We start from the raw sequence: 20857 nt of genomic DNA on the forward strand, positions 1-20857 counted from the left end.
TTTAAATCTCTTTCCTGAAGAGTAATCCGCCAAACACCAGCAGGACTCCAGCATAATCAACGGGCAAACAACTCTGCATCTTTAATACCTTCTCCCTGGGCATCTTTTTTAGATATAATCGGCTTCTGGCCTTTTTTTATTCCCCATTCTATCCCTAATGCTTCGTCATCCCAACGGATGCATCTCTCGTGTTCAGGCGCGTAGAAGTCCGTACACTTATACTGAAAATCCGCCATCTCACTAATGACATAAAATCCATGAGCAAAACCGGGCGGAATCCACATCTGCAGCCGATTTTCTTCCGAAATGACCGCACCTATCCACTTACCAAAAGTTGGTGAATCCCTACGAATGTCTACCGCGACGTCGAAAACCTCTCCTTGAGTTACCCTCACCAGCTTACCCTGAGCATACGGTGGGAGCTGGTAGTGAAGTCCGCGCAAGGTGTGCTGTTGTGAGCGACTATGATTATCTTGCACGAAGCTTGCTTCAATCCCTGCTTCGGAGAAGGCGCGCTCATTCCATGTTTCCATGAAAAATCCACGCTCATCACCGAAAACCTGCGGCTTTATCAGTTTAACTTCAGGAATGCCAGTTTCGATCACCTTCATTCCGCTCAGACCTCTTGTTCGGCCAACTGCTTCAAGTAACCGCCATAACCGTTCTTTCTGGTTACTTCAGCCTGGGCGAGTAATTGATCTCTACTGATAAAGCCCATGCGATAAGCCACTTCTTCCAGACAGGCCACTTTTAAACCCTGACGCTTCTCAAGGGTCTCGATGTAACCGGAAGCTTCGTGTAAGGAGTCAAACGTCCCGGTATCAAGCCAGGCGTAGCCACGTCCAAGAAGCTCGACCTTCAAATCCCCTCGGTTCATGTAGGCCTGATTGACGCTAGTGATCTCCAGCTCGCCACGCAGGGATGGCTTCACCGATTTCGCGATTTCGACTACATCGTTATCGTAAAAGTACAAGCCAGTTACCGCGTACCGGGATTTCGGCCTTTCGGGCTTCTCTTCGATGGAAACCGCACGCTGATTCTCATCGAACTCGACAACCCCGAAACGTTCAGGGTCAGTTACCTGGTAACCGAAAACTGTGGCGCCGACCTTACGATCATTAGCTGCCTGCAACAACGTCGAGAGCCCGGGCCCGTGATAGATATTGTCGCCAAGCACCAAGCACACAGGGTCTTTCCCGATAAAATCTTCCCCTATAATAAATGCTTGTGCCAAACCATCTGGACTGGGCTGTACTTCATACCTCAAGGAGATACCAAACTGCGAGCCATCTCCCAGAAGACGGACGAAGCCTGCCTGGTCTTCTGGAGTAGTGATAATCAGTATTTCCTGGATACCGGCAAGCATGAGCACCGACAAGGGATAGTAAATCATCGGCTTATCGTATATGGGTAACAGCTGCTTAGAGATACCCTTGGTGATAGGGTAAAGACGCGTGCCGGAGCCACCGGCAAGTACGATTCCTTTGCGGGCCATGATTCAATCCTGCGGTGTTGTGAAGTTTCTGCGCTCTGTTAATGATCGTTCGACGCCCCTTTGCCAAGCGGGCAGTCGCAGCCCTAAAGCTCTTTCCAGCTTTCCCGAATCTAATCGCGAATTGAGCGGACGCACTGCCTGTGTAGGCCAAGCCGCCGTCGGTACCGACTGAATGCGATCAGGAGTAGCCCGCAGCGGTACGTGTTGCCGCTGAAACCACTTAGCGATAAACGTTGCATATCCATGCCAGCTGGTTTCTCCTGACGCCGCCAAGTTAAAGATGCCTGAGATCTCCGGATTTTTCTGGGTCTCGCGCAGAGCCAAAGCGGTCACATCAGCGATTAATTCCGACCCGGTGGGAGCCCCCACCTGATCACCGACCACCTTCAACGAATCCCGCTCTTCAATGAGTTTGGCCATAGTGCCAAGAAAATTATTACCCTTTGTCGCATACACCCAGCTCGTTCGGAAGATAAGATGTCGGCACCCCGTAGCTTGGATCGCCTGCTCGCCCGCATATTTGGTGGCCCCATAATGGTTGATCGGCATAGCTTGGTCCTGCTCTTGCCAAGGACGAGTGCCTGAGCCATCGAACACGTAGTCGGTGGAGTAATGTGTCAAAAGCGCATCTCGAGCTTTGGCTTCCTCTGCGAGAACCGCTGGCGCTTCTGCATTAATGATACGAGCTAGCTCACGCTCTTCCTCGGCACGATCTACCGCCGTATAAGCAGCGGCGTTGACGATGATGGTCGGCTTGATCTCGCGGATGGTTTTGCGTAAATCATCCAGCTTAGCCAGATCGCCGCAAAGGCCGTTGGAGCTATGCCGGCCCAGCGCGATCACCACACCAAGCGGAGCCAAAGCTCTCTGGAGTTCCCAGCCGACCTGTCCATTTTTACCAAGAAGCAAAATTGTCATGCTGTTACAGCCGCGCCCAATCGCTCACGCTGATAACTTCCGTCTTGTACCCGCGCACACCATTCATGGTTGTCTAGATACCACTGTACGGTTTTCCTTAAGCCACTTTCGAAGGTTTCACTAGGTACCCAGCCTAGTTCACGCTCAATCTTGCTAGCGTCGATGGCGTAGCGGAGGTCGTGTCCCGGCCGGTCTTTAACAAAAGTAATAAGATTTTGGTAATGGCTTATTGCTTCGAGACGGGGGTTGTTGATCGGCGGGGCCAATTCTTGAAGAAGCTCGCACAGCGTACGCACAACTTCGATGTTCTGCATCTCATTGTGCCCGCCAATGTTGTAGGTCTCGCCAGCCATTCCTTTAGTCAGCACCTTGTAGAGAGCCCGGGCATGGTCTTCTACGTAAAGCCAGTCGCGAATCTGGGTCCCTTTACCGTAGACAGGCAAAGATTTGCCTTCAAGAGCATTCAGGATCATCAAAGGAATCAGCTTTTCTGGAAAGTGATAAGGGCCGTAATTATTGGAGCAATTAGTAATGACAACGGGCAACCCGTAGGTGCGACTCCATGCCCTCACCAAATGGTCGGCGCTGGCTTTGCTAGCGGAATAGGGGGAACTTGGAGCGTAGGGGGTCTGCTCTGTAAATACCCCTTCCGGACCCTCCAAGTCACCATAGACCTCATCTGTGGAAACATGGTGTAGCCGAAAGTCGGCACGGTGTTCGGCATCCAGTGCCTGCCAGTATTGCCGGCAGACTTCCAGCAATGTGTACGTGCCGACGATATTGGTTTCGATGAACGCGGCGGGGCCATCAATGGAGCGGTCAACATGGCTCTCCGCGGCCAGGTGCATAACCGCATCCGGCTTATACTCATCAACGACACGTTCCAGCAATGCCCGGTCGCAGATATCAACATGCTCAAACTGATATCGCTCATTGGCGGAGACGGATTCCAACGATTCCAAATTCCCGGCATAGGTCAATTTATCTACGTTGAGAACGCTATTTTCGGTATGGTCGATGATATATCGCACTACCGCGGAACCGATAAACCCAGCACCGCCGGTGATTAGAATCTTCATAATTATCGATCGACTCCGTGATAATAACTTTTATACCAACTAACAAATCTGGCCACACCAGATTCCACTGATGTTTCTGGCTTATACCCAACAGACTTTTCCAACTCAGAGCTGTCTGCATAGGTATCTGGCGCATCACCCGGCTGGAGCGGCAGTAATTCTTTCTCAGCAAGAATCCCCAGGGACATCTCTATCGCCTCGATGTAAGCACTTAGCTTCACCGGATTGTTATTGCCGATATTGAAGAGACGGAAAGGTGCGTTACTGCTTGCAGGGTCAGGTTTATCGCCAGACCAATCGAAATTGGGTGTTGCGATGTTGTCACTGGCTCGCAGAACACCTTCGACAATATCATCGACGTAAGTGAAATCACGAGTATGATTGCCGTGATTGAATACCGGGATCGGCTCACCTCTGAGGATCTTCTGCGTAAACCGGAACAAGGCCATATCGGGTCGGCCCCACGGGCCATACACTGTGAAGAAGCGCAGGCCGGTAGTGGGCAAACCAAAAAGATGGCTATAACTATGTGCCATCATCTCATTGGCTTTCTTGGTCGCCGCGTAGAACTGAAGGGGATGATTTGCGCCGTCGTGCTCGGAAAACGGCATCTTAGTGTTCGCTCCATAGACGCTACTGGTGCTCGCATAGGTTAGATGCGGCGTACTGGCATGTCGGCAGGCTTCGATAATATTGGTGAAAGCAACAATGTTACTCTGCACGTAGCTGTGAGGATTCTCCAACGAATATCGCACGCCAGCCTGAGCCGCCAAATGGATGACCCGGTCAAACTGATGTGTTTCGAAGGAGCCGTTAACAATTTTTTGGTCCGCCAAGTCTCCGCGCAAAAATTCATAGCGGCCGGTTGATCGGGCGGCGGCCTTCTCCAACTCCTTCAGACGGGCCTCTTTCAGGCTGGTGTCGTAGTAATCGTTGACATTATCAATGCCCACCACATCGTCGCCGCGCTCCAGCAATCGTCGGGCGGTATGGAAGCCGATAAAACCGGCATTGCCTGTCACAAGCACTTTCATTGTCTATCTTCCAGTTCGGCCCTACCCCTGCCTACCGATATATAAAATATTCCCTTATCGCTCATACGTTTGGGATTGAACATGTTCCTGCCATCGAAAACAACTGGAGTGGTCAACAGCTCCTGAATCAAATCGAAATCCGGCGCCCGGAAATTTTGCCATTCGGTGACAATCACCAGTGCGTCTGCCCGCTTCAGCGCTGCCTCTTTTGTACCACACAGACTCAGATCGTCTCTATCACCGTAGATACGTTGGGTTTCTTCCATCGCTTCAGGATCGTAGGCTTGTACCTGTGCTCCGGCAGCCCATAGTGCTTCCATCAAAACCCGGCTTGGCGCTTCACGCATGTCGTCGGTATTGGGCTTGAAGGCCAATCCCCAGAGCGCGAATGTCCTACCCACAAGGTCGCCCTCAAAGTAGGCGCTGATTTTTTGAAACAGGGTTGTCTTCTGATGCAAGTTGCGCGCTTCGACCGCCTTCAAAATCTTAGCGTCGAAATCCAACTTATCTGCGGTATGGATAAGCGCCTGTACATCCTTAGGGAAACAAGAGCCACCGTACCCCACCCCGGGGTAAATAAAGTGGTAACCGATTCGGGGATCGCTGCCTATACCGTGGCGAACCATTTCGATGTCAGCACCCAACATCTCAGCCAAGTTGGCCATCTCATTCATAAAGCTGATCTTCGTAGCCAACATGCAGTTCGCAGCGTATTTGGTGAGTTCAGCGCTCCTCGGATCCATAATTAGGACTTTGTCATGGTTGCGATTGAAGGGGGCATAAAGCTCTCTCATCACTTCTTCGGTGTGCTTGCTGTTGGTACCAATAATAATACGATCCGGCTTCATGCAATCGCCTACCGCGTTGCCTTCCTTGAGAAATTCGGGGTTTGAGATCACATCGAACGTTAGTGTCTGCTTGCCGGATTCCTTCAGGGTTTTGGCGATGCGTTTTTTCACTTCATCCGCCGTACCGACAGGCACTGTGGATTTGTTCACGACGATTCGGTGGCTTTGCATATGCTCAGCGATGGTTTCAGCGACAGCAAGAACATGCTTCAAATCTGCACTTCCATCCTCATCAGGGGGAGTGCCTACGGCGATAAACTGCAACTCGCCGTGTAATACCGCTTCTTTGGCATTGGTGGTAAAGCGAAGCCTTTTTGCGGTCACGTTCTCCTTCACAAGACTTTCCAGCCCAGGCTCATAGATAGGAATTTCGCCCCGTTCAAGCCGCGTAATTTTTTCTTGGTCGATATCCACGCACACGACGTCGTGGCCTACTTCCGCCAAGACAGCACCCTGAACCAAGCCAACATAGCCCGTGCCAAAAACTGTCACTTTCATTTAGTTAATCCAAAACTGAGTTTAACAACAGGTTGAACGTTTTTTTACTGACTATTCAACAGGAATCTCAACTTCCACCGCCCTGGCCTTCTCCTCATATCTTAGCCGACGTAGTCGAAGCCAGCCGTAGCCAGCTTGAGATTACCCATGAGGGGGTGTGGTTGATTCGGGAAGATCGCGGTCGTACCGGACGGGGTGTCAGTTGTGGCTGGGGGCACGGTCGGACGACCGCTCCTACGGTGGGGTGTAGGAGCGGTCGTCCGACCGCGATAGGCTTTAATCCTTGCTGTCGTACTTGTAGGCGTAGTAGCCGTATTCGTTGGACGCACGGCGCTCGATGCAGTTGAGGATCACGCCCTTGATCTCCACCTTGTTCTGATCAAAGCGGTTGATCGACACGTCCACTTCCTTCACCGAGTTCTGCCCGAAGCGGGCCACCAGCAAGCTGGTGCCGGCCAGCTGGCCGATAATGGCGGCGTCGGTCACCGCCAGCACCGGCGGGGTGTCCACCAGCACCAAGTCATAGCGCTGGGACAGGTCTTCCACCAGCTGCTTGAAGCGCGGGTGCATTAGTAGTTCGGAGGGGTTGGGCGGCACCTGGCCCCGAGGCAGGAAGTCCAGGTTCTCGATGTCGGTGCCGGCCATCACCGTGTCCAGGTCGGCCTGACCGGACAGAATGGTGGACAGCCCTTGCTGGCCGTTGTGGCCGAAGTAGCGGTGCAGGTGACCCTTGCGCATGTCCGCGTCCACCACCGCCACCTTCTGACCCACCTGGGCCAGCACCGTGGCCAGGTTGGCGGTGATAAAGGACTTGCCCACTTCCGGGCTGGGGCCGGAGATCATCAGCACCTTGTTGCTGGCTTCCATGGTGGCGAAGTGCAGGCTGGTGCGCAGGCTGCGCAGGGCTTCCACCGCCAGGTCGCCCGGGTCGTTCACCGCCAGCAGCGGCGCGCCGTCCCCGTGGCTACGGCGCTTGCGGCGACGCAGCATATCGGCCACCCGGTCGCGGCGGGCCTGCTCCTCGGACAGCGGCACGGCGGCGTACACCGGGATGCCCAGTTCCTCCAGCTCGTCCGGGGACTCGATGCCCCGGCGCAGCAGGCCGGCGGCCAGCACCACGGCGGCGGTGAGCAGGAAGCCCAGGGCGGTGCACAGGGCCAGGATCAGGCCCTTCTTGGGCGCCACCGCGCCGGGGTAGACCACGGCGTCGTCGATGATGCGCACATTGCCCACGGTGCTGGCCTTGAGGATACGCAGCTCCTGGGCGCGGTTGAGCAGGCTCACGTAGAGCTGCTGGTCCACTTCCACGTCGCGCATCAGGCGCAGGATTTCCTGCTGGGTCTCCGGCAGGTTGCCGATCTGATCGTTGAGGCGCGCTTTCTGGGCTTCCAGGGAGCGGCGCTGCTCCAGCAGGGTGCGGTAGGCCGGGTGTTCCTTGGTGTAGCGGGCGGCCACCTCGCTTTCCTTGATCTTCAGGTCGTTAAGCTTGGCGTCCATGTCCACCAGCCGGCCGAGCAGGGACTGGGTTTCCATGTTGATGTCCACGGAGTCGCTGTCGGAGCGGTAGGCGTTCAGCTTTTCCTCGGCGTCGTTCAGGGTGTCGCGCACCTCGGGAAGCTGCTCGTTGAGAAACTCCAGGCTGTTTTCCGCTTCCGCCGCCTGACGCTTCACGTTCTGCATCAGGTAGGCCTCGCTGATGGCATCGAGAATGGCGCGGGCGCGGGCCGGGTCCGGGCCGGTGAGGTTGATATTGAGCATGCCGGTGTCGCGGCCCTGCTCTTCCACGGTCAGGCTGCCGCGGATGCCGTTGACGGCGGAGAGCATGGACAGGCGGGTCAGGTTGAAGGTCTCGCCGTCGGGCTCCCAGGTGGCCAGGCGCAACACCACCTGGCCGTCCTCGCCGGTGAGCGGCTGGTCGGCGGGGCCGCTGGCGATCAGTCGGTCGCCCAGGTACAGGGCCGGCTGGCCGCCGTCACCGGGGCGCAGCTGGAAGGTGCGGCCCCGGTACGCCTCCGGCACCTGGAATTCCGACACCACCACGGTGGCGTCGCCGTCGCGCACGCTGGCGGGCACCGCCCGGCCGGCGTCGTCCACCACGCCCGGGGCGAACTGGAAGCGGCCGATCAGCGGCAGGGTCTGGGGAGTGATGCGGGTGTCCAGGCGCAGCTGGTCCACCACTTCGCCCAGCACCATGCGCGAGCGCAGGATGGCGATTTCCGCCGCCGTGGGCGATTCCGCGCCGCCCAGGGCCCGGTCCAACTGGTCCAGGCCGAGCATGCCGCCCTGCTTCTTTTCGATCTGCAGCAGGCCCTCCGCCTTATAGATGGGCACCGCCATCTGCACATAGGCCAGCCCCAGCACGAAGGCCAGCAGCGCCGCCCCCAGGATCAGCCAGCGGCCATCCACCAGCAGCGCCCACAGCCGCTGCAGATCGATGTCGTCGTCCGTGGTGGCCGGGCGTCCCCGAGAAGCGTGCTGGTCGGTCATTCCTGCGTTTTCCTTTATCTAGAGTTTGGCGGCCCAGGCGGCCACCGCGTCGCGGATCATGGGGTAGATGCGTTCGTGGACTTCCCGGGACTGGCGGAACGGGTCGGGAATGTCGCGGCCACCGGTCCAGTGGGTCAGCAGCATGGTCTTGCCGCTGGCCTCCGGAAAGCGCTGGATAATGCGCTCGCGCTGGCGGCCTTCCATCACCAGGATCAGGTCCGCCAGGCGGCACAGTTCGCCGGTGAGTTTGCGCGCCCGGTGCCGGTCGCCGCCCTGCATGCCGTGGGCCTCCGCCACCGCCAGGGCGGTGGCGTCCATGCCGTGGCCTTCCAGGCCCACCAGGCCGGCGGAGGTGACTTCCACCCCGGGCTTGTGCGTGGCCAGCAGGCCGGCGGCGGTGGGGCTGCGACAGATATTGCCGTCGCAGACCACCAGGATGCGTTCAAACAAGGCTCTTCCTTTAGTCCCTCAACTGATCTTCCGCACGACTACCCAGATAGACGGCACTTGCAGTGGGAACAAGCAAACTCAGCACCCGGTTCCAGCGAGCCAGCGGCGCGGCGGTGACATAGACGATGTCCCGGGACTGCAGAGAGAAACTGTCCGCCAGCACCAGGGCGGCGGCGTCCTTGGCGTTAAGCTGGTAGACGTCGATGCCGTGGTCGGCGCCGGCCGGCGCCTTGCGGAACACGAACACCCCGGAGGCGTCGGAGGAGCGCGGGTCCAGGCCGCCCTTCTCGGACAGGGCCTCGGCCAGGGTCATGCCGTTGCGGCCCATGGGCAGGCTGGAGGGGCGCATCACCTCGCCGAGCACGAACACCTTGTTCTCTTCCGCGCGGGCCACGTTGATCACGTCACCGGGCTGCAGCAGGATGTTCTGCGCCGCGTTGCCGTCCTGGTAGATGTTGCGCAGGGACAGGCTGTAGTCGCGGCCGTCCCGGGTCAGCAGCACGTTGGACCAGTCGGCGGTTTCGCTGATGCCGCCGGCGGCGCTGATGGCGTCCACCAGGCGCAGGGGAATATTGGTGATCGGGTAGGTGCCGGGCTGGCCCACGGAGCCGGTGACGTAGACCTTCTTGCTGCGGAAGGCGGCCACGGTCACGTCCACCTGGGGGTTCTCGATGTACTGGCCCAGGCGCCGGGTGATCATGGTGCGGATTTCGTTCACGTTGAGGCCGGCCACCTCCACGGTACCCACGTACGGATAGAAGATGGTGCCGTCGTTGTGCACCCAGTTGCCGGATTCCGTGGAACTGCGCTGGGAGCCGGCGGGGATGGTCAGCTCCGGATGGTCCCAGACGGTGACGTTGAGCACGTCGCCGGGGCCCACTTCGTAGTCATAGTCCTCGGACACCGACTCCAGCCCTTCCGGGGTGCCGGTGGCGACGCCGGTCTTGGGGGCATCGAGGATGGCGGTGCTGATCTGGTGCACGCGAATGATGTCCGGCAGCGCCTCGGCGTCGGCGCCGTCATCCTCGGCGAACCAGCCGGGGGACTCGGAATGGTGGGACCCGGGCACCACCGTGCAGCCGCCCAGCAGCAGCACCGGCAGCGCGGCGGAAAGTAACCGTAATGCGTTCATGTTCCCTGAATCACTCCGTTGGTTGTCTTTTTTCAGCGGCCAGGCTTACCAGGCGAAGCTGCGTTGCCATTGGGCCATGGCGGTGACCCGCTCACGCTCGCCGTCGAAGGTGTCGATGGGGTCGTCGCTGGCGGCCAGGGCCCAGGTCATGCGCCCGCCCAGCAGACCATGCTCCAGGCGCAGCTCGGCGACCACCACGTCCTGTTCGTCCACCGCCTGCAGGATCTCGGCGCCGCCGTCGGCGACCACCGCCCGTTTGCCGCCCTTGGCGTTGAGGGTGGCGTTGGTGAGCGCGGCGGTGGCCACCCAGCCGTTGCGGAAGAACTGCTGCAGCCCCAGGGTCAGGGTGCGGGCGTCCCCTTCGAAGGTGGTGGCCAGATTACGGCCGTAATAGCGGAAGCCGCTTTGATAGGTGCTGTGCTCGTAGGCGGTGTTGTAGCGGGCGTCGCTGAAGGTGCGGCCGGCCACGGTGTCCGAGGCTTCCAGGAAGATTCGCTGGTGGCCCTCGCCCAGGCCGGTGAGCAGGTCCAGGCCGGCCAGGGTGGAGAACTTGGACGGCAGGCCGCCGGCCTCGTCCTCGCCCATGGCCTGGCCGTACAGGCCGGTGGGCACGCCGAACACCGGGAAGCTGGCGCGGAAATCGAGCCCGGCCACCTGGTTGCTGGGGTCGTCCTCCTCGGCGAAGCCGGTGCTCTGGCCGTTGTCCTTGCCGATCAGCGCGTCCTTGAAGGAGTCAAAGCCGTCTGGGCGCCCTTCCCCACCCCACTGGAACAGCCGGGTCAGGCCGATCTGCAGAAAATTGGCCGGGCGGAAGGTGAAGCGGCCACCGATCAGCTTGGCGTCAGGCACCGCCCGGTCCTGCTCCAGCTGGCCGGCAAAGCCCTGGAAGTCCCAGGGGCCGATCCAGGACAGCCAGCGGGAGCGCGGCGCGTAGGGGGTTTGTCGGCCGAACCACAGGCCGGTGACCGGGCGGGCGTTGTTGGACAGCGCCAGGGAGCTGTGCCAGCCAGGGCCCCACCAGCGGTCGATGGCGCCGGCGCCGAGCTGCCAGTTGCCGAAGCGACCGGCCACGTAGCTGCCGTCCAGGCGGGCTTCCCGGTCTTCCCGGTCGTTGTCCACGTACTGGGCGCGCACCCGGGCGGCGAAGCGGCGGCCGGTGACGCTCACCGCGGCGGAGGCGTCGGCCTCGCCCCGGGGCTGGTCGCCGTAGTGGCGGAACAGGGGTTCGTCGTTGGCGCCGCCGACGGTGAGCGTGGCGGTGCGGCCGGCGTTCTTGGCGCGGTCCAGGCGGGCGCGCAGCCAGGTGGCGTGTTCGGTGGCCTGGCAGGCGTCGCTGGCGCCATTGAGGCCGTGGGCCACCGCCGACCAGTTCACCGGCCAGGTCAGGGTCAGACCGTCGAAACAGCCCTGGGCGGACAGCGCTTCAATATGGTGGCGGGCCTGCAGGTCGCCGGTTTCCACCCAGGGGGCGGTCCAGGAGGCGGCGCCGGCGGCGCCGCTCAGGCCGAAGCCCATGCTCAGCAGAAAGGCCGTCTTCCATCTGTTACCCGGGTTCACCACAAGCGCTTTCCTGCTGCCAGTTCGTTGATGTTCTGAAGGGGGCATTTTACATGCCGGCTACTGAATTGCGAGACGCACCGCCCGCCGCCTGACTCCGCTATCGGCGGCACCGGCGAATCCTTGAGCCCGCCCCGCCGTCAGCGGCCTGCGGGCACGCTACCGCCACGGGGTTGGCCGTCGATTCCCCGGGAACGGTCCTGCTTTGCCAGGGGCGCGGCGGGCCGCGCCGGTTGTCGCCGCCTCAGTGCTGCGCCGCCAGCGGGCGCACGTCCTTCAGAGCCAGATTCAGGCGGTGTTGTTTGTGCAGCATTTCCAGCAGCACGATGGCCCGCTGTTCGCCGTCAAAGGCCTGGAAGGTGGCTTCCAGGTTGGCGAAGGGGCCGTGTTCGATGCGCAGCCGGTCGCCGGCGCGGATCGCCGGGCGGCTGTCTTGTTTCTCCGCGTCATCGCGGGTGCGCTGGATCAACGCGTCCACCACCCCCTCGGGCACCCGCGCCGGCTGATCACCGAACGCCACCAGCCGGTTGACGCCACGGGTGGAGCGCACGGTGTGCCAGCTGGGGCCGTAATCCTGGAATTGGACGAACAGGTAACCGGGGAACAGGGGTTCGGTGCGGTGGGTGCGCCGGCCGGCGCGCAGTTTCTCGACGCGGAGACACGGCTGGAAGCAGGTGAAGCCTTGGTTTTCCAGGTTTTCCTGTGCACGGAAATTCTGGTTGGCGCGGCATTGGACCACGTACCAGGCGTTGCTACTCATACCCTGCTTCCATAAGTGGGTGTGTCCGGGGGAGCCGGACAATTCCGTTAACCAAAACAATTGCAGCAGAAGCTTAGCGCGAAATCGACGGCTTTGCCTCGTTCTTCACGCTGAGATTTGTTGGCATTGTTTTACGGTCCCCCGTAAGAAGACCCGATGCTAGTGCAGTTTATTTGAGTGAGCAATATCGCGTCCCAGCCGCCGGGACGAACGTACACACCCTGTTTAGGGGATGCCAGGGAGACCGCCCGGGCCGACACAATGGCCGTTCTTCTTCTAATCAGAACAACGAGCGGTTTTTGCTATGTTATTTCCGATCCCGCGGCGCGCGCCGCTGGCGCTGGCGGTGGCCGGCGCGTTCATCGCCCCCGCCGCCCAGGCCTCCCTCCCCGACCTGACGGTTCCCGCCCTGACCCTGAAAACCCTGGACGCCTCGGTCCGCCAGTTCTCCGGTTTCGATGTGGCGGCCCTGCCCGGAGAGCGCTTCGCGGTGGTGTGGAGCGAGTACGGCGACGGCGGCGCGGGCCAGGTGTGGCTGCGCCGCTACGATCAGGCCGGCCAGGCCCTGGCGGATGCCGTGGTACTGGCCGAGGACAACGACCGGGTTCTGGCGTCGCCGGCCATCGCCGCCGACGACGCCGGCAACCTGTGGGTGAGCTGGGGCAACAGCGCCAGCGCGGACTTTACCCGGGGCGCGCTCTGCCAGACCGGCATGGCGATGGTGCGGGTGAGCCCGGACGACACCGTCACGTCGGTGACCACGCCGTCGCCCCAGGGATCGGTGTGCGCCCGCCAGGTGGCGGCCAACGCCGGCGGCAACGCGGTGCTGGCCTGGTTCGAGCGCGGCAGCCAGGAGTCCAGCGAGCCGCTGCTGTTCAGCACCTACGGCAGCAACGGCGGCGATCTGGCCGGCCCGGTGCAGGTCGCCGGGAACGTGGATTTCCATGTGTCGGTGGCGCTCAACGACGACGGCACCCTGCTGGCGGCCTGGGAAGATCGGGCGGTGGTCTACGGCCAGCGCTTCAACCTGAACGGCAACCCGGTGGACGATGGCGCCGGGCGCCTGGACCAGAACCGACAATCCGGCGCCAGCCTGGTGCAGCGCCTGCCGTCGGTGAGCGACGACGCGGACGGCGGCTTCGTGGCGTCCTGGAACCAGGACGACATCATCGCCGAGGACCCGGACTTCCAGCGTACCGTGCGGGCCCAGCGCTGGGCCGCCGACGGCACCGCCGGCGACACCTTGCTGTTGGATAATGAGGAGTACGACTTCGCCATCGATTACAGCGTGCCGCGAGTGGCCACCGACAGCGCCGGTAATCTGGTATCCGTGTGGGTGGTGGTGGACGACCCGCGACCGTTGGCGGCGCGGGGCACCGTGATCAGCGCCGGGGGCGAGGTGATCGGCGAGCGCGGTACCGAGTTCGCGAACGTGAGCGACCTGGACGATATGGCCCCTACGGGAGATCCAAAGGTGGCGCTGAGCGATGACCTGGCGGTGGTGGCCTGGCAGGGCACCGCCGGGGACCAGGCGGTGCTGCGCGCCAAGGTGGCCGGCAACGCCCTGGCCGGCGACGGCGATGACGGGGCCGGCGGTGACGGCCAGAACGGCGGCGACGGCGGCGCGGACGACCTGTGGGGCGGCGGTGCCACCGGCCTGGGGGCCCTGCTGCTGATGGCCCTGCTGGGCCGACGCCGACGGCGCCGCTGAGCGGCGCCCCGCGCGCCTATTGGGTGGGGCGGCGGCTGGCCTCGAGCTCCGCGTTCAGTTGCTCGCGGGTGAACTCCAGTTCCAGTTCCTCGTCTTCCTCGGAGTAATCGCGCAGCGCGTCGCCGATGCGGGCGGTGGGGAAGGCGCGGCCGATCTCGCGGATCAGGGCCAGCAGCTGCTCGGGGCCGTTGTCCGGGTCCGGCGCCCGATAAAGGATCTCCAGGCCGTGGCCGTCGGGCATGATGGTGGTGTACGGGTCCACCAGGCCACTGCCGTCTTCCGGGTCGGGGTATTCGATCACGGGGGTGGCGAAGCGATTCACGCCCTCGATCTCCAGGTCCTCGCGGTCACCGATAAAGGCTTCCATATCGGGTACGGGGTCGTCCCCCACCGGAAAACAGACGTTGATCCAGACCGTGTAGGCCATGGCTCTCTCCTCCCTGATTGTTGTTGTATCCACCGGCCTCCAATGGCGGCTGGCACAATGGTGCCAAAATGAAATCACCCCGCCAAGCGATGATCGGGCCAAATTCGTATGGTTGAACCTCGGGCCCGGTTTTTCAATGCGCACAGCCCCCTTCGCCCGGCTTTTCGGCTTCGCCGCCACGGGCGGCGCGATGAATCCGCCGATTTAAGATCGTTTCAGCCGACACACCGTGATAGGTTTATTCGCAATAAAAATACGACTGGGGAATTAAAGAATGAAGGACGCATTCTCACGGCGCGCTGCTTTGCCGCTGATTTTATCGGCCGCCATCGGCGCGGCGCCGGCCAGCGCGGACATCCGATTGGATGAACCCAGCGCCGAGCTGACCCTTCAGCAGGCGGAAGCCGGCTACCGAATCCAGAGCTTCGATATCACCGCCCTTCCCGGCAATCGCTGGGCGCTGGTGTGGGCCGCCCGGGGCGAAGACGCCAATGCGCGCGATTACGTGGCCGCGCAGCGCTTTAATGCCGCCGGCGAACCGGTCGGCGCCCCGGTGCGGGTCCATCAGGTTGCCGAAGGCGAAAGTCTTCATCTGGGCCGGCCGTCCGTGGACAGCGACGGCAATGGCAACCTGATGGTCAGCTGGGGCAGCTACGACCCCGAGGGCGGTGGTAGTGACGAGTACTGTTACGAGGAGGGCTGGTACACCCGCGTCAATCGTAATGACACCGGCCAGACCGTGGCCGCCCCTCGTTCAATACCGGCACCCGGTATTCCGGCCTGCCGCAGCGATATCGTGGTGGATGCGGACGGTGATTATGTCACTGCCAGCAGCCTCGGCTCGGAAGGCTATCTTTTCTGGGTTCGCTATCTGCGAGACCACACCCAAACCTGGGCGGACGAGGTCAGCGCCTTTCGCAATATCGTGCCGGGCGGCATGACCATGGCGCCGGACGGCACCCTGGTGGTCACCATTGAGGATCGTGCCGAGGCGCTTTTCCGCCGGCTCAGCCCCGGCGGCATCGCGCTGCACGACGACCATTTTGAGGAACTGGACAACGGCGTTGCTTCGAGCAGCGACGTTTATCAGTCCGTCCCCGCCGTGGCCAGCGTCGGCGGCGACGGCTTCGTGGGAGTCTGGTTGGAAGACAACACCCCGGGCGACGATCCGCAGAAAACCTTCGAAATCCACGGCCGCCGCTGGCACGGCGACGGCACCGCCGGTGCCGCCCTGCTGCTGGCCTCGAACCCGCAGACCGGCACCTTCACGCCGCCCAGCGTGGCGGCGGACGGCCAAGGCAATATGGTCGGCGTATGGGCCTGGCAGGAAGATGGCCAGGCGCCGGTGGCCGGCCTCACCGCCTATGACCGCGACGGCCAATTGGTGGGCGACCGGGACACGCCGTTCGCCGACCTGTCGGCGCTGGGCGAGTTCACCCCCGGCGGCGAGCCTCGCGTGATCCTGCAGGAAGGCGTGATGGCGGTGGCCTGGCAGACGGACGACGGCAGCGAAATCCAGGGCCGCACCTTCATTCAGCACAACGCTCCGGAAAGCAATGAGGGCGGCGGCGGTGGTGGCGGCCCCATGGCGCCGCTGTTGCTGCTCACCCTGGCCGTGCTGGGCCTGCGCCGCCGACGGTTTACACCCCGATGACGGCGATCAGCTGTTTGACGCAGGCTTCGATGTCGTTGTCGGCGGTGTTGATCACCACCTCGGCCCGGTCCGGGGCTTCGTAAGGGCTGTCGATGCCGGTAAATTCCTTGATCTCGCCGGCACGGGCTTTCTTGTAGAGGCCCTTGGGGTCGCGCTCTTCGCATTTTTCCAGGGGCGCGTCGACGAACACTTCCACGAACTCGCCGTCCTCGAACAGCGCCCGGGCCGCGTCCCGGTCGGCGCGGAACGGGCTGATGAAGGCGGTGACCACCACCAGACCAGCGTCCACCATCAGTTTGGCCACCTCGGACACCCGACGGATGTTCTCGGTGCGATCTTCATCGCTCATGCCCAGGTTCTTGTTCAGCCCGTGGCGCACGTTGTCGCCGTCCAGCAGGTAGGTGTGCTTGCCCTGCTCGGTGAGCGCCACTTCCAGGGCGTTGGCCAGCGTGGACTTGCCGGACCCGGACAGGCCGGTCAGCCAGATGCATTTCGGCACCTGGGATTTCTGCTTGGCCCGATCGGCTTTGGTGACGTTGGACTGGTGCCAGATGACTTCGGCTTTGGAGTCGTTCTCGCGTTTTTCGTAGGGGCCTGACATGACATTCTCCGTAACAGTGTGGGTTAGCCGCCGAACGGCCAGAAAACCGGAATCAGGGCGGTGGTGACGGCGGCGGCGAGGATCGACATGGGCACGCCGATGCGCAGGTAATCGGTGAAGCGGTAGCCGCCCGGGCCCATGACCATCAGGTTGGTCTGGTAGCCCAGCGGCGTCATGAAGCTGGCGCTGGCGGCGAACATGACGGCGACGATGTAGGGCATCGGCGACACGCCCAGATGGTCGGCGACGCCGGTGGCGATGGGGAACACCAGCACGGCGGCGGCGTTGTTGGTGATCACCTCGGTGAACAGGGCGGTGATCAGGTAGACCACCAGCAGCGCCAGCCAGGGGTTGTCGATGCCCTGCCCCATCAGCCCTTCGACGATGAAGGCGGCGGTGCCGCTTTCCTCCAGGGCGGTGCCAAGGGCGAAGGCGGCGCCGATCACCACCAGCACCGGCAGGTTGACGCTCACGTTCATGCGCGCCCGGTTGACGGTGACGCAGCGGGTGGCGAGCAGCAGGCCGGCGGCGATAAAGGCGGCTTCCAGCACCGACAGCAGGCCGATCACGTTGATCGCCACCATGCCCACCAGGATGGCGGTGGCCAGCGGCGCCTTGGAGAAATCCGGCGGGGTGGAATCGCTGAGCGGGCTGACCAGCATGAAGTCGCGGCGGTAGCGGTACTGCTCGACGAAGGTCTGGCCGGTTTCCAGCAACAGGGTGTCGCCAATGCGCAGGATCTGTTCGCCCACCTTGCCGGGCTGGCGGCGCCCGCCCCGGCTGATGCTGAGGATAGCGGCCTGGTAGCGGGTGCGGAAGGCGCTGTCCTTGACGGTGTGGTTGAGGCCCGGGAATTCCGGGCCGATCACCACTTCCACCAGGCAGCGCTGGTGGTTGTTGAGTTTGAGCTTGTGGGCGCCGCCGTGGGCCGGCACCAGGCCGTTGATGCGCTGCAGCTCGCGGGCGCAGTCCGGAGCGCCGATAAAGGCGAGCTGGTCGCCGGCCAGGATCTGCATGTCCGGGCCCACGGCGGTATAGAGCTTGTCGCCGCGCTGGATCTCGGTGAGGTAGCCGTGGGTCAGGTTGCGCAGGCCGGCGTCCTGGATGGTTTTCTGGTGCAGGGGGCTGCCCTCCGGCACCACCATTTCCACGTGGTATTCGCGGGCCCGCTCCACCTGCTCCACCAGGCCGGCGCGGTTGGGCAGCAGGCGGCGGCCGAGCAGCAGCAGGAACACCGAGCCGGCCAGCAGCAGCGGCACGCCCACCCAGGCCAGATCGAAGATGTGGAAACCTTCCAGCCCACGGCGTTGCATCATGCCGTCCACCACCAGGTTGGTGCTGGTGCCGATCAGGGTGCAGGTGCCGCCAAGGATGGCCGCGTAGCTGAGCGGCAGCAGCAGTTGCGAGGCGGACAGCTTGAGGCGCTGGGCCCACTCCTGCACCGCCGGGATCATCATCGCCACCACGGTGGTGTTGTTGAGGAAGGCGCTGAGCAGCGCGGTGGGGGCGATCAGACGGGTCTGGCTGCCGGTCAGGGTTTTCGGCTGGCCCAGCAGCTTATGGGCGATCCAGTAGATGGCGCCGGTGTCGCGCAGGGCGGCGGCCACCACGTAGAGCACCGCCACCGTCATCAGGCCCGGGTTGGCGAAGCCGGCCAGGGCCTGGTCCGGGCTGATCACACCGCCCACCAGCACCGCCACCAGGGCGGCCATCATGGTGACCTCGGCGGGCACCCGGTTGCTGGCCAGGGCGCCGAGCACGGCGGCCACGACCAGCGAGGTGAACAAAATATCCGGCGTCATCGTCGGCCAAGGCTCCAGCGGTCTGGTGGTCCGGGGAATGGGCTGGATGGTAGCCGGTTTTTTATAACCTGCAACCGACGATTCGTTCTTTGCTTATGCAGAAAAGACGCTGGGGAAGCGTCCCGCCATCCGCGCGCACCGTATTGACAGTTCCCCCGCTTCGGTATGACACTTCTCGCCATCACGTACGAACATTCGTTCGTAGAAGAATAAATCACAACAAAGGCACGGGAGAACACCATGCACGTCTTAATCGTCGGGGCCGGTATCGCTGGTCTGACCGCCGCCATTGCTCTGCGCCACAAGGGTATCGACGCCACCATCGTGGAGCAGGCTCCCAAGCTCACCGAGATCGGCGCGGGCATACAGATCGCGGCCAATGGCTCGGTGGTGTTGCGTGAATTAGGTCTGGAACAAGCCGTGGCCGCCAAGTCGGTGATTCCCCAGTCCTTCGACATGCGCGACATCCTCACCGGCAAGCAGCTGTGGGAGGTGCCGCTGGGTGACGCCGGGACACGGCGCTGGGGCGCGCCGCTGTACAACATCCACCGCGCCGACCTGATCGGCATCCTGGCCGACCGCCTGCCTCCGGCAAGCCTGCGGTTGGGGCTGCGTTGCAGCGCCGTGCAGCAGGATGAGAGCGGCGTCACCCTGCAACTGGATAACGGCGAAACGCTGAGCGGTGACGTGTTGATCGGGGCGGACGGCATCCATTCGGTGGTCCGCCAGCAGTTGTTCGGCGAGGACAACGACGACGTACAGTTTTCGAACATTCTGATGTGGCGGGCGCTGATCCCCGCGGAAAGACTGAAGCACGTGGACCTTCCGGAGCGCGGTAACTACTGGTTCGGCCCGGGACGCACGTTGATCACCTACTGGATTCGCCCGCAGAACCTCTACAGCATCCTGGCGTCGGTACCGTCCGGCGAAGTGCGTCGGGAATCCTGGACCGAAAGCGGCGACATCGATGAACTCCGAGCCTCCTTCTCCGGGCTGGAGCCGCGTGCTCAGGCGATGATGGATGAAATCGACAGTGCCTTCATCACCGGCATGTTCTACCGCGACCCGATCGAGCGCTGGACCGACCGGCGTATCAGTCTGATGGGCGACGCGGCTCATCCGATGGTGCCGTTTCTGGCCCAGGGCGCCTGCCAGGGCATGGAAGACGCCTGGGTACTGGCCACCATGCTGGAGCGCCACCGTGCCGACCCGGCGGCCGGCCTGGCGGAATACGAGCAGCGCCGCCGCCCCCGTACCACCCGGGTACAGTCCGGCGCCCGCGCCATGGTGAAGATGGTGCACGAGTCCGACCCTCAGCGGATCAAATCCCGCAATGGTCGTTGGAAGGGCCTGCAACATATCGACCCCTTGTCGGAGACCACCTGGTCCTTCGTCTGGGAGTACGACGTACTCAAGGAAGTGGACCGGCCCGCCGGCGAGGTGCTTGGCCTGTCCGCCACCCGCGAAGCAAAGACCATGGAGCGCCCGGAAAGCCAGCGCGCCTTCGAGATGTGGAAATCAGCGCTAACCCCGGAAGACGTGGCCCGTGGCCATGACGGTATGCGCGAAGGCTATGAGCGCTTTTTAACCCATCATTTTCCACTGCGCGACGCGAACACGGTGGCAGAGGTCGAGCTGGGCGGCGTACCCGCTTTCCGGGTTGGCGCGGCCGGCACCGACAGCCCGCTTATCCTGCATTTTCATGGTGGCGGTTACATGCTGGGCTCCGCGCGGAGTTCGCTCGAATACGCATCGCGTCTGGCTGACGCCGTGGATGGCCAATGCGTTACCGTGGACTACCGGCTGGCGCCGGAATCCCCCTACCCCGCGGCCCTGGACGATGCGGTGGACGCCTACCGGGGGCTGCTACGCGCCGGGGTGGCACCCTCACGCATCCTGCTGAGTGGCGAGTCCTCCGGCGGCGGTCTGGCGCTGGCTCTGAGTCTGGCGTTGAAGATGGCCGGCGACCCGCTGCCGGCGGGCATCGTGGCCATCTGCCCGTTCACCGATTTAACCCTGTCCGGCGCCAGCATCAAGGACTTCGCCGGCGAGGACCCCGCCGCCCACCGCGACGGTCTGGCCCTGATGGCGGCCTCCTATTTTCAGGAGCATGAACCCCGCGATCCGCTGGTTTCGCCTCTATTCGGAGACCTGCGGGGCCTGCCTCCCATCCTGCTTTCGGCGGTGGAAGGCGAATCCCTGTACAGCGATAGCACCCGTTTGCGGGAACGGGCCCTGGCCGCGGATGTGGACGTCACCTTCCTGCCGATAAGGGATTCGGTGCACGTCTACACCCTGTTCCCTTTCCTGCCGGAAACCGAAACCACTCTCAAGACCCTGGGCGACTGGGCCGCTCGCGTGCTGGGCGAACCGACACGCGCCACCGCCTGAAGCCGCGACCACA

General features: G+C 62.5%; 18 protein-coding genes. 4 read left to right on the top strand and 14 right to left on the bottom strand.

The features are described 5' to 3' along the window. Positions 1 to 56 precede the first annotated feature (56 nt). From rfbC to rfaH, 11 genes are all read right to left on the bottom strand, one after another. Complete coding sequence (gene rfbC / locus ACLD0W_RS11035; protein WP_410307543.1) at positions 57 to 611, bottom strand: dTDP-4-dehydrorhamnose 3,5-epimerase; 555 nt, start codon at positions 609 to 611, stop codon at positions 57 to 59. Between the two features lie 5 nt (positions 612 to 616). Continuing rightward, entirely contained in the window at positions 617 to 1495 is an 879-nt protein-coding gene (gene rfbA, locus ACLD0W_RS11040) for a glucose-1-phosphate thymidylyltransferase RfbA (RefSeq protein ID WP_410307544.1), read from the bottom strand. A 3-nt stretch (positions 1496 to 1498) separates the two neighbouring features. After that, positions 1499 to 2413 carry a dTDP-4-dehydrorhamnose reductase gene (gene rfbD / locus ACLD0W_RS11045; protein WP_410307545.1) on the bottom strand — a complete coding sequence of 305 codons (915 nt, stop codon included), beginning with the start codon at positions 2411 to 2413 and terminating at the stop codon, positions 1499 to 1501. Next, positions 2410 to 3492: a dTDP-glucose 4,6-dehydratase gene (gene rfbB / locus ACLD0W_RS11050; protein WP_410307546.1), complete on the bottom strand. Its 1083-nt coding sequence runs from the start codon at positions 3490 to 3492 to the stop codon at positions 2410 to 2412. The genes rfbD and rfbB overlap by 4 nt, the downstream gene beginning before the upstream one ends. A gap of 2 nt (positions 3493 to 3494) precedes the next feature. Next, positions 3495 to 4526: an NAD-dependent epimerase gene (locus ACLD0W_RS11055; protein ID WP_410307547.1), complete on the bottom strand. Its 1032-nt coding sequence runs from the start codon at positions 4524 to 4526 to the stop codon at positions 3495 to 3497. Next, the gene (locus tag ACLD0W_RS11060; protein ID WP_410307548.1) at positions 4523 to 5872 is read right to left on the bottom strand and encodes a UDP-glucose dehydrogenase family protein; all 1350 of its coding nucleotides are present in this window, start codon (positions 5870 to 5872) and stop codon (positions 4523 to 4525) included. Before ACLD0W_RS11060 ends, ACLD0W_RS11055 begins: the two co-directional genes overlap by 4 nt. A 276-nt stretch (positions 5873 to 6148) precedes the next feature. Further along, entirely contained in the window at positions 6149 to 8359 is a 2211-nt protein-coding gene (locus ACLD0W_RS11065; protein ID WP_410307549.1) for a polysaccharide biosynthesis tyrosine autokinase, read from the bottom strand. 18 nt (positions 8360 to 8377) lie between these two features. Further along, complete coding sequence (locus tag ACLD0W_RS11070; RefSeq protein ID WP_410307550.1) at positions 8378 to 8809, bottom strand: low molecular weight protein-tyrosine-phosphatase; 432 nt, start codon at positions 8807 to 8809, stop codon at positions 8378 to 8380. Between the two features lie 10 nt (positions 8810 to 8819). After that, a complete protein-coding gene (locus ACLD0W_RS11075) occupies positions 8820 to 9941 on the bottom strand; it encodes a polysaccharide export protein (RefSeq protein WP_410307551.1) in 1122 nt (373 codons plus the stop codon). Between the two features lie 45 nt (positions 9942 to 9986). Further along, on the bottom strand, positions 9987 to 11501 hold the full coding sequence (locus ACLD0W_RS11080; RefSeq protein ID WP_410307552.1) for a capsule assembly Wzi family protein: 1515 nt from the start codon (positions 11499 to 11501) through the stop codon (positions 9987 to 9989). A 241-nt stretch (positions 11502 to 11742) separates the two neighbouring features. Next, entirely contained in the window at positions 11743 to 12258 is a 516-nt protein-coding gene (gene rfaH, locus ACLD0W_RS11085; RefSeq protein ID WP_410307553.1) for a transcription/translation regulatory transformer protein RfaH, read from the bottom strand. 304 nt (positions 12259 to 12562) lie between these two features. On the opposite strand from rfaH, the gene ACLD0W_RS11090 reads away from it, so the two are divergent. Next, complete coding sequence (locus ACLD0W_RS11090; protein ID WP_410307554.1) at positions 12563 to 13969, top strand: hypothetical protein; 1407 nt, start codon at positions 12563 to 12565, stop codon at positions 13967 to 13969. Positions 13970 to 13985: 16 nt separating this feature from the next. On the opposite strand, the gene ACLD0W_RS11095 is transcribed toward ACLD0W_RS11090, so the two are convergent. Beyond that, positions 13986 to 14396: a hypothetical protein gene (locus ACLD0W_RS11095; protein ID WP_410307555.1), complete on the bottom strand. Its 411-nt coding sequence runs from the start codon at positions 14394 to 14396 to the stop codon at positions 13986 to 13988. Between ACLD0W_RS11095 and ACLD0W_RS11100 the strand changes: the two genes are divergently transcribed. Both ACLD0W_RS11100 and ACLD0W_RS11105 read left to right on the top strand, forming a co-directional pair. Next, a complete protein-coding gene (locus tag ACLD0W_RS11100; protein WP_410307556.1) occupies positions 14395 to 14604 on the top strand; it encodes a hypothetical protein in 210 nt (69 codons plus the stop codon). The genes ACLD0W_RS11095 and ACLD0W_RS11100 overlap by 2 nt on opposite strands. 66 nt (positions 14605 to 14670) lie before the next feature. Next, positions 14671 to 16050 (top strand): hypothetical protein, encoded by a 1380-nt coding sequence (locus ACLD0W_RS11105; protein WP_410307557.1) that lies wholly within the window; start codon positions 14671 to 14673, stop codon positions 16048 to 16050. On the opposite strand, the gene cysC is transcribed toward ACLD0W_RS11105, so the two are convergent. Further along, the gene (gene cysC, locus ACLD0W_RS11110) at positions 16037 to 16651 is read right to left on the bottom strand and encodes an adenylyl-sulfate kinase (RefSeq protein ID WP_410307558.1); all 615 of its coding nucleotides are present in this window, start codon (positions 16649 to 16651) and stop codon (positions 16037 to 16039) included. The genes ACLD0W_RS11105 and cysC overlap by 14 nt on opposite strands. A 23-nt stretch (positions 16652 to 16674) precedes the next feature. Continuing rightward, on the bottom strand, positions 16675 to 18453 hold the full coding sequence (locus ACLD0W_RS11115; protein WP_410307559.1) for an SLC13 family permease: 1779 nt from the start codon (positions 18451 to 18453) through the stop codon (positions 16675 to 16677). 240 nt (positions 18454 to 18693) lie between these two features. On the opposite strand from ACLD0W_RS11115, the gene ACLD0W_RS11120 reads away from it, so the two are divergent. Next, positions 18694 to 20844, top strand: coding sequence for an alpha/beta hydrolase fold domain-containing protein (locus tag ACLD0W_RS11120; protein WP_410307560.1), 2151 nt, complete (start codon positions 18694 to 18696; stop codon positions 20842 to 20844). Positions 20845 to 20857: the final 13 nt, after the last annotated feature.

This window comes from Alloalcanivorax sp. C16-1, assembly GCF_046507805.1.
GTDB lineage: Bacteria > Pseudomonadota > Gammaproteobacteria > Pseudomonadales > Alcanivoracaceae > Alloalcanivorax.